11 protein-coding genes are annotated in these 12,098 nt (G+C 31.1%); all 11 read right to left on the reverse strand.

Annotated features, from left to right (window positions below; genetic code table 11):
- Nucleotides 1–55: 55 nt before the first annotated feature.
- Complete coding sequence (locus Q0V24_RS05690; RefSeq protein ID WP_297519463.1) at nt 56–685, reverse strand: thiamine diphosphokinase; 630 nt, start codon at nt 683–685, stop codon at nt 56–58.
- A gap of 2 nt (nt 686–687) precedes the next feature.
- Nucleotides 688–1,341 carry a ribulose-phosphate 3-epimerase gene (rpe, locus tag Q0V24_RS05695; protein WP_297519465.1) on the reverse strand — a complete coding sequence of 218 codons (654 nt, stop codon included), beginning with the start codon at nt 1,339–1,341 and terminating at the stop codon, nt 688–690.
- Nucleotides 1,342–2,205 carry a ribosome small subunit-dependent GTPase A gene (rsgA, locus tag Q0V24_RS05700; RefSeq protein ID WP_297519467.1) on the reverse strand — a complete coding sequence of 288 codons (864 nt, stop codon included), beginning with the start codon at nt 2,203–2,205 and terminating at the stop codon, nt 1,342–1,344. It abuts the gene before it with no gap.
- Nucleotides 2,206–2,335: 130 nt separating this feature from the next.
- Complete coding sequence (pknB, locus tag Q0V24_RS05705) at nt 2,336–4,612, reverse strand: Stk1 family PASTA domain-containing Ser/Thr kinase (protein ID WP_297519469.1); 2,277 nt, start codon at nt 4,610–4,612, stop codon at nt 2,336–2,338.
- Between the two features lies 1 nt (nt 4,613).
- On the reverse strand, nt 4,614–5,333 hold the full coding sequence (locus tag Q0V24_RS05710) for a Stp1/IreP family PP2C-type Ser/Thr phosphatase (protein ID WP_297519471.1): 720 nt from the start codon (nt 5,331–5,333) through the stop codon (nt 4,614–4,616).
- A gap of 19 nt (nt 5,334–5,352) precedes the next feature.
- The gene (gene rlmN / locus Q0V24_RS05715; protein ID WP_297519473.1) at nt 5,353–6,390 is read right to left on the reverse strand and encodes a 23S rRNA (adenine(2503)-C(2))-methyltransferase RlmN; all 1,038 of its coding nucleotides are present in this window, start codon (nt 6,388–6,390) and stop codon (nt 5,353–5,355) included.
- A gap of 15 nt (nt 6,391–6,405) precedes the next feature.
- Nucleotides 6,406–7,725, reverse strand: a complete 1,320-nt coding sequence (gene rsmB, locus Q0V24_RS05720; RefSeq protein WP_297519475.1) for a 16S rRNA (cytosine(967)-C(5))-methyltransferase RsmB — start codon at nt 7,723–7,725, stop codon at nt 6,406–6,408.
- Between the two features lie 35 nt (nt 7,726–7,760).
- Entirely contained in the window at nt 7,761–8,450 is a 690-nt protein-coding gene (locus Q0V24_RS05725) for a zinc metallopeptidase (protein WP_297519477.1), read from the reverse strand.
- A gap of 23 nt (nt 8,451–8,473) precedes the next feature.
- Nucleotides 8,474–9,403 (reverse strand): methionyl-tRNA formyltransferase, encoded by a 930-nt coding sequence (fmt, locus tag Q0V24_RS05730; protein WP_297519479.1) that lies wholly within the window; start codon nt 9,401–9,403, stop codon nt 8,474–8,476.
- A gap of 12 nt (nt 9,404–9,415) precedes the next feature.
- Nucleotides 9,416–9,859 (reverse strand): peptide deformylase, encoded by a 444-nt coding sequence (gene def / locus Q0V24_RS05735; RefSeq protein ID WP_297519481.1) that lies wholly within the window; start codon nt 9,857–9,859, stop codon nt 9,416–9,418.
- A gap of 11 nt (nt 9,860–9,870) precedes the next feature.
- Nucleotides 9,871–12,090, reverse strand: coding sequence for a primosomal protein N' (gene priA / locus Q0V24_RS05740; RefSeq protein WP_297519483.1), 2,220 nt, complete (start codon nt 12,088–12,090; stop codon nt 9,871–9,873).
- Nucleotides 12,091–12,098: the final 8 nt, after the last annotated feature.

Raw genomic sequence — 12,098 nt, forward strand, 5'->3', positions numbered from 1 at the left:
TCACCTACTATAATTAAACTTATTATATATTATGCAACAAGTAGTGAAAATGTTCCTATTCTTTTGAATATATAACTAATAACTTTCCAGTATCAAATGAAACTTCTATATCTCCATCTAAAAATTCATTAGAATTACATAAACTTTCAAATGGTTCTAGCAAATAATTATCCAATGGATATTTTGCATTTTCTATTTTCAAGTTTTCTACATCACCTGAAAATGCATAAAATGAAACTATATCTCCATATTTCCCTTGAAGATTAAAACTTTTATCTTTTAAAAATACTTTATTATTTCCATCTACAATGTAAGCAGATACACCATTTTTTAAACATTTATTTAAAAGACCTATATTTCCAAATAAGTGATCTATTCTCCCCCCAGTCATTCCTAGCATAACTATTTCTGTAGCCTTTAATTTAAATGCTAAGTTTACTGCTATATCTGAATCGGTAAAATCTTTTTCACTTGGATATACAAAATTATTTATATCTTTTAGTTTTACTTTAAACTTTTCACTTATAGAATCAAAATCTCCAACAGCATAATCTGGTGAAATTCCATTTTCTAAAAAGATTTCGGTACCTTTATCTATAGCTATTGTAACATCACAATAATTTAAATATTCATTTAAAATATCTTTTCTAGGTTTCTCCCCAGCTGCTACCATGAGTATTTTCATAACTACAGACTAGCTCTTAAATCTTTTATATTTTCTTCTATTTTATCACCTTTAAATACAGCTGACCCTGCAACTATAACATTTGCTCCAGCATCTACAACTGATTTAATATTACTTGCTCCTACTCCACCATCAACTTGAATTAATATGTTCTGGTTACCTGCTTCAATAGCCATTTTTTTAACTTCTTTAATCTTATCTAAAGAATATTCTATAAAGCTTTGACCACCAAAACCTGGATTAACAGACATAATCAGAACCATATCAAGTTTTCCAATTACATATTTTAAAACATCCACTGGAGTTGCAGGGTTTAATGAAACTCCTGCCTTCATCCCTTTGCTTTGAATATAACTTATAGCTCTATCAAGATGTCTTTCTGCTTCATAATGTATTGTTAATATATCTGCTCCTGCTTTTGCAAAATCTTCTATATACTTTGATGGTTCTTCTATCATAAGATGGACATCAAATACCATTTTACAATCATTTCTAAGCGCATTCATAACTGGGAATCCAAAACTTATGTTAGGAACAAATCTTCCATCCATAACATCTATATGTAAAAACTCTGCTCCTGCATTTTCTACTCTTTTAACCTGATCACCTAAAATTCTAAAATCTGCTGATAATATTGATGGTGCTATTTTTACCATTTATCTCACTCTCCCATTTAATATTTCTTCTAATCTTTTTATATAAAAATCATATCTTAATTTATCTATTTTTCCCTCTTCAAGCTTTTCTTTAATTGCACAATGAGGTTCTTTATAATGATTGCACCCTCTGTACTTACATCCATCTTGATATTTTGTAAACTCTGGGAAGCAATACTTTAAATCTTCTTTATCCATAAAGCTTAAATCAACAGTTGAAAACCCTGGAGTATCAACAAGGAAACCATCTTCTATTTCTATAAGTTCACTATGTCTTGTAGTATGCTTACCTCTTCCTATTTTCAAACTTAGTTCACCTGTTGGCATATGCTCTCTATCAATAAGTGCATTTGACAATGTAGATTTTCCAGCTCCTGATGGTCCACAAAGTACTGTTATATGACCTTGTATCATTTTTTTAAGTTCTTCTAATCCATTTTGTTCTTTTGCATTTATAAATAAAACTTCATATCCTATTGCTTTTATATCATTTGCTATTTTTTCTTTTTCTTCATCTGTACATAAATCTTCTTTATTAAGACATACTATAGCCTCAATATCATTATGCTCACAAAGGACTAAAAATCTATTTAATAAATCAAATTGTATATCTGGACTCTTAAGTGCAAATACAACAAATGCTCTAGTTACATTTGAAACAGTTGGTCTAATGAGTTCACAGCTACGCTCATGTATATCTTCTATTACACCTTTTCCATTATCAACTTCTATATCGACTAGATCCCCAACCATAGGTTTCATACCTTTGTGTCTAAATTTCCCTCTTGCTTTACACTCTATAATTCCGTCAGTAGTTTTAACATAATAAAACCCACCTATACCTTTTATTATTCTTCCTTCCATAATTCCTCCATTTCTTTTGTTCTATATCTGATTAGTTTTTAAGTTTCTACTCTTATAATAAACAAAACTCTCCCTATAATGCAAGAAATCCGAGAATTTAATCTCGGATTTCTTAACTTTATAAAAAAGTTTATACTGATTTAGCTTTATCTGTCTTATCTCCAGCTACACTTTTAGGCGTTACAACTACACTTAAATTTGATTTAGGTGCTTGGTCTGCCTTCTTTGGTGGTGTTTTTAAATTCGTAGTAGCTATCTGCTCCACTTTAGGAGCCTCTTGTGCTCTTGCTACTGGTCCATATATTGTCACATTTATATATTGTCCTTTTGGAACATTGCTTCCATCTCTCCAACTTTGTATATATACATTTCCTACTTCTGGAGCACTTGGTGCCGCACTTCCAGTTGCAACAGTTACTTTTAATCCTTGCCCTTCAAGATTTGCTTTAACGGCACTTCCTTGTTGACCTATAAGATTTCCAACCGCAACTGTAGTTGAATCTGGTTCTACCGGCTTCTCTGGTTCTACCGGCTTCTCTGGATCTACCGGCTTCTCTGGATCCGGTTTACTTGGATCTACTGGTTCTTCCTTTGTATTTGCATAGTATGTGATTGTTACCCCAGTGCCTTCTTCAACTTTATAGCCTGTAGGATTCTGCTCATATACTACTCCATTTTTCTCAGTCTCTGGTGCTTCTAAGCCTTCTTTTACAGTTACTTTTAAGCCTGCGCCTTCAAGTGCCGCTGTAGCATCTTTAACTGATTTCCCTTCAACATTTGGAATCTGAACCATTTTAACTTCTGCACCTTTGCTTACAGTAATATTTACAGTGGTTCCTTCAGATATAGTTATACCATGTCCTGGATTTGTTCCTATTACTTGGCCTTTAGTTATATCATCACTATAGTTTTCACTCACTGTTCCTATTTGTAAGCCTAAAGATTCAAGAGTTTCTTTTGCTGAGGCAAGAGTCATTCCTGCTACATTGGGAATTGATATTTGCTTTGCACCTTGGCTAACAAATATTTTGACAACACTACCTTCTTTAACAGTTTGATTAGCTACTGGTTGTGTTTTGAAAACTGTTCCAGCTTCATATTTTGAATTACTTTCCATTATTTCTTCATATGATAACCCAAGCTTTGTTAATTCTTGAACTGCCTGTGTTGCTGATATATTTTCTAAATTAGGTAGAGTAACATCTTTTACAACTTCTGCTGTTTGATTATTACTTTCACCTAAAAGTTTCGGTATTACTTTACTTCCTATAAAGAATCCTCCCCCCAAAACAACAACTATAATGGCTACCCAAAGAACCATTTTTGAATTATTTTTTTTATTAGGTGTACTTGATGTTACATGTCTCTCATCATACTTTCTCTGTTTATAATCATAATCTTCTTCCTCATCATCATAGTCATAATCCTCATCTTCATATATATCAGAATTATTCATTGAAATAGGGTCCATTGTTCCTGTTTCAAAGTCAGTATTCTTATTCATTAATGTAGTTTTTCCAAGATCAACTGATGGTAATATTCTTGTATACTCATCCTCACCTGTTAAACCTCCACTAATTTTTACATTACGATTATTTTTAATTTTATCAAGATCAGCTGTAACCTCTTTAGATGTTTGATATCTATTCGCTGGATCTTTTTCTAAACACTTAAGTATTAAATTATTAAGCCCCTCTGGAATTTCTGGATTTATTTCCTTTGGTGATATAACTTTTTCTTGTATGTGTTTTAATGCTACAGTAACTGGTGTATCCCCATCAAATGGTACCTTTCCAGTAAGCATTTCATACATAACAACCCCAAGAGAATATATATCTGTTTTATAATCCATATATCCACCTTTTGCTTGTTCTGGTGAAAAATAATGTGCTGATCCTATGATTGTATTTGTATGTGCCATTGTTGATGAATCCATTGACTTGGCAATTCCAAAGTCAGCTACTTTAACAGTTCCATCTGCTGTTACTAATATATTATGAGGTTTTATATCCCTATGAACTATATTGTTTTTATGAGCACATTCCAGTGCTGTACTTACCTTTATAGCTACTCTTATTGCAACATCTACTGGAAGTCTATCTTTTTCAACAATAATATCTTTTAAAGTCTTTCCCTCAACATACTCCATTACAATATAATTTATCCCATCCTGTCTACCAACATCTAGTACACTAACTATGTTAGGGTTAGAAAGATTAGCTGCTGCCATTGCTTCAGCCTTAAACTTTTTTATAATAGCATCATTTTCTTTAAAGTTTTCTTTCAGTATTTTAAGTGCCACAGGTCTATTAAGTTTTTGGTCCATTGCCTTATAGACAACAGCCATACCACCTTCACCTACTTTTCCAAGTAGTTTGTATCTTTCTCCTAATATTCTCTCTTCCATACTACTTCTCTCCTCCAAAAACAAGAACTGTTATATTATCTTTCCCCCCAGCATCTTTAGCCATATCAACAAGCCTTTTGCTAGATTCTTTTAAATCATTAGACCATCTAATTTCATTAAAAATTTCCTCTTCACTAACTTCATTGCTTAATCCATCTGTACATAGTACAAAATAATCATAAATATTTCTTGGGACTGTAAACTGATCTACTTCAACTCTTATGTTTGTCCCCACCGCTCTTGTTATTATATTTTTTCTTGGATGATTTCTTGCTTCCTCAACACTTATACTTCCAGTATCTAACAACTCTTGTACAAGGGAGTGATCTTTAGTTATTTTGTCTATAGCATCTCTCTCTATTCCGTAGCAAACACTATCCCCTACATTCACAACTCTTATAACCTTCTCTGTTGCAAATGCTGCTGCTATAGTTGTTCCCATTCCAGATAGATTATTAGCTTCTAATGAGTGTTTATATATTTTGTAGTTTACTTCTGCCACTGCTTCTATAAGAATTTCATTATCATTAATTTTTTTATAATTATCCTTAATAAAGCTTATCATACCATCTACTGCCATTTTACTTGCTACTTCACCCGCATTATGTCCACCCATTCCATCAGCGACCACATATAACTTGTAACCTTCTCCGAGATAATAATTTGCATAATCTTCATTGATTTCTCTAACGTTTCCTATATCAGTTACAAATCCTACCATAAATAAACCATTCTCCTTTTTAGGCCTCTTTATTTTTCTCTAAATGACTTCTTCTTAATTGGCCACATGCAGCATCTATATCTGCACCTTTTTCTTGTCTTACAGTTGCTTCAACACCATATGAATTTAAGACTTCTCTAAATAATTCAATATCCTCTTTAGAAGGTTTCTTAAAATCATTTTCTTTTATTTCATTAACTGGTATAAGATTAACATGACAAAGCATTCCACTTAGAAGATTCCCTAATGCATTCGCTGTATCTATATTATCATTTATACCTTTTAAAAGAGCGTATTCAAATGTAACTCTTCTATTCGTTTTGTCTATATAATAGTTACATGCATCCATTATTTCTTTTATTGAATATTTCTTTGCAATTGGCATTATCTGTTTTCTACTTTCATCCGTCACTGAATGTAATGAAATAGCTAATGTCACTTGCATTTCTTTATCTGCCATATCATATATCTTAGGAACTATTCCACAAGTTGATAATGTTATATGTCTTTGGCCTATATTTAATCCATAATCTGCATTTACAAGTTCTAAGAATTTCATAACTTCATCATAGTTATCAAGCGGCTCTCCACTTCCCATTAATACTATATTAGATATTCTTTCTCCTAAAAGCTTTGTTGCAACTATTACTTCTGCTAATATTTCACCTGATGTAAGATTTCTAATTCTACCATTAAGTCCAGATGCACAGAATGTACATCCCATTCTACATCCAACTTGTGTTGTAACACAAATTGTATTACCATGTTTATGCTTCATCACAACACACTCTATTATATTACCATCTTTTAGTGTTAATAGAAACTTTCTTGTTCCATCTATCATTGATTTGAAGTTACCAATAATAGTAGGATACTCAAGGTAGAAGCTTTCTTTAAGCTTCTCCTTTGTACTCTCTGGCAAGTTTTTCATATCATCAAAACTTTCCTTTTCTTTATATATCCAATCAAAGACCTGCTTTGCTCTAAATTTGCTTTCTTTATTCTCAACCATCCAAGCTTGAAGTTCTTTGAGATTCATACATAATATATCTTTCATTTTATCTGCCCTCCATTAGTTTTTCTTTAGTTTTACCATGAAGAAACCATCCATATATTCATTTGGTAATATAGTTATACTTCCATCACCACTATATATGATATTATCGTTTTGTCCTATAAATGCCTTTTCTACGCTAGCATCTTGATTTCTACCTAAGAATCTTTCTATTATATCTTCATTTTCTCTTTTGTTAAGAGTACATGTTGAATAAACAAGCTCTCCACCTTTTTTAAGGTATATCCAAGCATTATTTAATATTTGTGTTTGTATCTTAGCTATATTTTGAAGCTCTCTTCCATTTTTAGTCCATTTTATTTCTGGTTTCTTTCTTATTATTCCAAGTCCTGAACATGGAACATCTAGAAGTATTTTATCTGCAAATTCAACATATTTTCCTTCTAATTTAGCTGCATCCATAATTCCTGTTTCTATATTTGTAATTCCAAGTCTTTTTTCATTTTCTCTTATAAGGTTTAATTTATGCTCATATATATCAAATGCATAAACTTTTCCTGTATTCATAAGTAATTCACTAAGGTGAGTTGCTTTACCTCCTGGTGCACTACAAAGGTCCATTACTATATCCCCTTCTTTAGGGTTTAAAACTGGAGCTACAAGCATTGCACTCTCATCCTGAACACTGATTAAACCTTGCTCATGAATTTCATTTTTTTCAAGTGAGCTTCCTTTTTTAATTATAATTGCTTCAGGACACATAAATCCTTCTTCAACATCATAACCATCATTTTCTAGTCTTTCTAATATATCATCATAGTCTGCTTTAAGACTATTAACTCTAACTGTCACTGCTGCTCTTGTGTTAAGACCTGCTAATATCTTTTTAGTTATTTCTTCACCATACTGAGATATTAATAAATCTATCATCCATTTTTCAAATGAATATTCATAAGCAAGTTTTTCACTACCTGATAATCTACCCTCAAACTTTTTATCCATATTTCTTAGGTAATTTCTTAATACTCCATTTACAAATGGACTTAAACTCTTTGCTCTAGTTTTTGATAAATTTACAGCTTCATTTACTACTGCATAGTCTGGAACTCTATCTAAGTATCTCATTTGATATATTGCACTTCTTAATATGTTCAATACATTTTTATCTATATCATCTATTTTTTTAACAAAATTTTCTAATATAATATCTATTGTTTTTTTATACTTTATAGTACCGTATACAACTTCTGTTATAAGACCTTTATCTTTTGAGTCTGAGTCTAAGTTATTTAATCTTTTGTTTAATTCAATATTTGAATAAGCTCCTCTATAAAAAACTTCATCTAATATTTCTACTATTATTTTTCTAACATTCATATATTTACCTCTATTCATTTATTCTATTATTTTATTTAATCTGAATTTCTATTGCTTATAGCAATTAATCTTATTAATTGTGAAATAGCCATAAGTGTTGCTGCTACATATGTAAGTGCTGCTGCTGATAACACACTTTTAGCTCCTGCAACTTCATCTGTTGCTAATATTCCCATACTCTCTAAATCTTTTATTGCTCTATTAGATGCATTAAATTCAACTGGTAATGTTACTATTTGAAATAATACCACAATAGAAAATAAAATTATACCAATTGTCACAAGACTCGGCATGCTAAAGAAAATTCCTATAAAGAAAAGTATCCATGATGCACTATTTGAAATATTCACTACTGGAAATAATGAATGTCTAAATTTAAGTGCTGCGTAACTTTCAAAATCTTGCTGAACATGCCCAACTTCATGAGCTGCAACTCCAAGCGCTGAAAGTGAGTTTCCATAATAAACTTCTTTTGATAACCTTACAACTTTTTTCACAGGATCATAATGGTCACTAAGTTTCCCATTTACAACTTCTATTTGCACATCATAAATACCTTTTTTCTTTAAAATCATACTGGCAACTTGTGCTCCTGTATATCCTATTCTATTTGGTACTTTGCTATATTTATTAAAAGTTCCATTTACTTTCATTTGTGCCCACATTGATAAAATTATCGCTGGAATCAATATAAGATATGTAGGGTCAAAAAACGGGTATAGCATATTATCACCTCATAATTTTTTTATTAACTTAATTTAGTACCTACTTCAATAGTATTTCCATTTAAGAAATCTTGAACCATAAGTGGCTTAGCATTTGGCATTTGTAATTTTTTTATTACTAACAAACCATCTTTAGTTGCTACTTTAATTCCATTCTTAGTTGCTTCTACTATTGTACCTGGTTCTTTATCTGATTTTTCATCTTCAAAATCACTTGCATGTACTTTAATGATTTTATCACCTAAGTTCATTGTAGCTATTGGCCACGGACTTAGTCCTCTAATGTGATTATGTATAACCTGTGCTGGTTTATCCCAATCAATCTTAGCCATTTCTTTATTAAGCATTGATGCATAAGTACTTTCTTCATCATTTTGCTTTATTGGTGTTATTTCATTTTCAACCATTTTATTTATAGTTTCAACTAAAAGTTTTGCACCACTTTCTTTTAATTCATCATATAACTCTCCTGCTGTCATAAATCTTGTTATTTCAACTTCGTTAGTTAAAAGCATATCTCCTGTATCAAGACCTACATCCATAAGCATAGTTGTGTTTCCTGCCATTTTCTCTCCATTTATTACACTCCATTGTATTGGTGCTGCACCTCTATACTTTGGAAGTAATGACCCATGAAGATTAATACAAGCATACTTTGGTATATCTAAAACTTCTTTTGGAAGTATTTGACCAAATGCTACCACTATTATAAAGTCTGGTTTTAATGCTTTTAAGACTTCTACTGCTTCTGGTTCTTTTCTTAAACTGTTTGGCTGAAAAACTTCTATGTTATGCTCTAAAGCAAGTTCCTTTATAGGTGTCATAGATAATTTTTTACCTCTTCCTTTTGGTCTATCAGGTTGTGTATACACAGCCTTTACTCCAAACTCATCTATAAGTGCTTTTAATGATGGTACCGCAAAATCTGGTGTACCCATAAATACTATATTCATTAATTTATCCTCCTATTTTACATGGTCTGTAAATAATATCCCATTCAAATGGTCATTTTCATGTTGTATAGCCCTAGCAAGTAATTCACTTGCTTCTAATACAAATTCCTTACCATTTTCATCAAGTGCTTTTACTATTATATCATTAAATCTTTCAACTTCGCCTTGTTCACCAGGTAAACTTAGACACCCTTCTGGACCAAGTTGACACCCTTTATTTTCTATAATTTCTGGATTAACAAAAATTCTGTGCCCTGATCCATCTTGCGCATCTACAATAAATATTCTTTTAAGTATTCCTACTTGTGGTGCTGCAAGTCCAACTCCATTTGCTTCGCGCATTGTTTCTACCATATCCTGTATTAAAAGTGCTGTTCTTGGTGTTATTTCTTTAACAACCTTACTTATTTTTCTTAAAATTGGATCTTCATCCACTCTTATTGTTCTTAATGCCATATTCTGACCTCCTACATTAAATTATTTGGATTTATATCCATTGTAACTCTAATTTTATTATATACACCTTGAGTTAACTTATAAACACCATTTTTTATAAGCATTGCATTATAATCATTTATATTACCTTTTATTAAAATTTGCCACCTATGAGTATCATTTATTTTTGCTACTATAGATTGTGTGGCTTCAAATACAGTTGTATCTGTTTCATCTTTTAATATATTATATACTTCAGCTCTTAATTTTTTTGAGAAAGTTATTAATTCGCTTTCAAATTTACTACCTAAATTTATAATCATAAGTTTAGAGAATGGAGGATAATCCATTGCTTTTCTAATCATTATTTCTTCCTTGAAAAATGATTCATAATCAGCTATTTTTGCATATTTTAAAGAATAGTGGTCTGGTGTATAAGTTTGTATTATAACCTCCCCTTCTTTATCTGCTCTCCCTGCTCTTCCACTAACCTGCGTTAAAAGTTGAAAACTTCTTTCTCCCGCTCTATAATCGGGGAAATTAATTCCCATATCGGCTGCAAGCACTCCAACTAATGTTACATTTTCAAAATCCAGCCCTTTTGCTATCATTTGTGTCCCCACTAATATATCAGCTTCTTGATTTTTAAATTTATTATATAAAATCTCATGAGAACCTTTTTTTCTTGTTGTATCATTATCCATTCTAATTACTCTAGCTTCCTTAAAATAATGCCTTACTGCCTGTTCAACCTTTTCTGTTCCTGTACCAAAATGTTTTAAATATGTACTTGAACATTTTGGACAAGTTTTACTTATTTTTTTAGTTCGTCCACAGTAATGACAAATCATAAATCCATTTTTATGATACGTCATAGATATGTCACAACAATCACAAGTATATACAAATCCACAACTTCTACAAGACACAAAACTAGAATAACCTCTTCTATTTAAGAATAAAATTATCTGTTCTTTTCTTTCAAGTTTTTCTTTTATCTTATGATAAAGTGCCCTACTAAACATTGTCTTATTTCCACTACGAAGTTCTTCTCTCATATCTGTAATTTCTACAGTTGGAAGAGGTTTTCCACCAATTCTTTCTCTAAGTTCTACAAGTTCATATTCTTTTTTTATAGTTTTATAATAACTATCAAGGCTTGGTGTTGCAGTACCAAGTACTACCATACATCCATTTAATCCCCTCATAAAATTACAAACTTCTACCGTTGAGTATCTTGGTGCTACTTCAGATTTATAAGAATTTTCATGTTCTTCATCTACTATTATAAGCCCTAAATCCTTAAATGGTAAAAATAATGCTGACCTTGCACCTATGACAAGTTTTGCTTCTCCAGTTTTCACTCTATACCACTGATCATATCTTTCTCCATCAGATAATCTACTATGGAATATAGCTACATCTGGTCCAAATCTCCCCTTAAATCGTTCTATCATCTGAGGAGTAAGTGCTATTTCTGGCACTAACATTACTGATGTTTTATCTTCAAACAACATTGCACTTACAAGATTCATATAGACTTCCGTCTTACCACTACCTGTAACACCTTTTAGAAGACAAGTTTTATTGCTTCTTAGTATTTTATAGTATGCAGCTTCTTGAGCTTCTGTAAGTCTTTTTGCTGGATATTTTTCAAATTCTCTTCTATCGCTTCTATCTACTTTTTCAAATTCTATTGCAATAGCTTCTTTTTCAATTAATTTATTCAAACTACTCAGACTTATATTAAACTTATTAACTAACTCTGTTTTACTATAAATCCCACTATTATCTTTTACAACATTTAGTGCATCTATCTGTTTTCTAACTTTTGATTTTTCTTTTTTCAACTCTACTTCATCAAAAATATATTTACTGAAAATTACGACTTTTTTAAATTTCTCTTTGTTCCCACTTAATATTTTAGGCGGAATCATTATTCTAAGTGCATCTATGTATTTACATAGATATTTTCTTCGTAAAAATTCTACTAAAAGCAAATGTTCTCTATCAAGCAGTGGTTCTTTATCACAGATTGATACAACATATTTGTACTTTATATTATCATTTTTTTCTTCCTCATATATATTAAATACAAAACCTTCTATAGTTTTATTTCCAAATCCAAAAGGTATTCTAACCCTATGGCCTTGCTTTAAACTGTCTCTAAGCTCGTCTTTGACCTTATAACTAAAAGGTTTATCTATAGTTACAGCATCACTATTCACAATTATATCTGCATACAAATCCATATTCATTC

It is taken from the genome of uncultured Clostridium sp. (assembly GCF_947039605.1).
Classification (GTDB): domain Bacteria; phylum Bacillota; class Clostridia; order Clostridiales; family Clostridiaceae; genus Sarcina.

Coding starts and splice junctions, on each gene's coding strand:
- Q0V24_RS05710 (WP_297519471.1), bottom strand. CDS start 5,333: ATGGTAGGATTTGTAACTGATATAGGAAACGTTAGAGAAATCAATGAA.
- Q0V24_RS05725 (WP_297519477.1), bottom strand. CDS start 8,450: ATGCTATACCCGTTTTTTGACCCTACATATCTTATATTGATTCCAGCG.
- Q0V24_RS05690 (WP_297519463.1), bottom strand. CDS start 685: ATGAAAATACTCATGGTAGCAGCTGGGGAGAAACCTAGAAAAGATATT.
- fmt (WP_297519479.1), bottom strand. CDS start 9,403: ATGAATATAGTATTTATGGGTACACCAGATTTTGCGGTACCATCATTA.
- rpe (WP_297519465.1), bottom strand. CDS start 1,341: ATGGTAAAAATAGCACCATCAATATTATCAGCAGATTTTAGAATTTTA.
- pknB (WP_297519469.1), bottom strand. CDS start 4,612: ATGGAAGAGAGAATATTAGGAGAAAGATACAAACTACTTGGAAAAGTA.
- priA (WP_297519483.1), bottom strand. CDS start 12,090: ATGGATTTGTATGCAGATATAATTGTGAATAGTGATGCTGTAACTATA.
- rsgA (WP_297519467.1), bottom strand. CDS start 2,205: ATGGAAGGAAGAATAATAAAAGGTATAGGTGGGTTTTATTATGTTAAA.
- def (WP_297519481.1), bottom strand. CDS start 9,859: ATGGCATTAAGAACAATAAGAGTGGATGAAGATCCAATTTTAAGAAAA.
- rsmB (WP_297519475.1), bottom strand. CDS start 7,725: ATGAATGTTAGAAAAATAATAGTAGAAATATTAGATGAAGTTTTTTAT.
- rlmN (WP_297519473.1), bottom strand. CDS start 6,390: ATGAAAGATATATTATGTATGAATCTCAAAGAACTTCAAGCTTGGATG.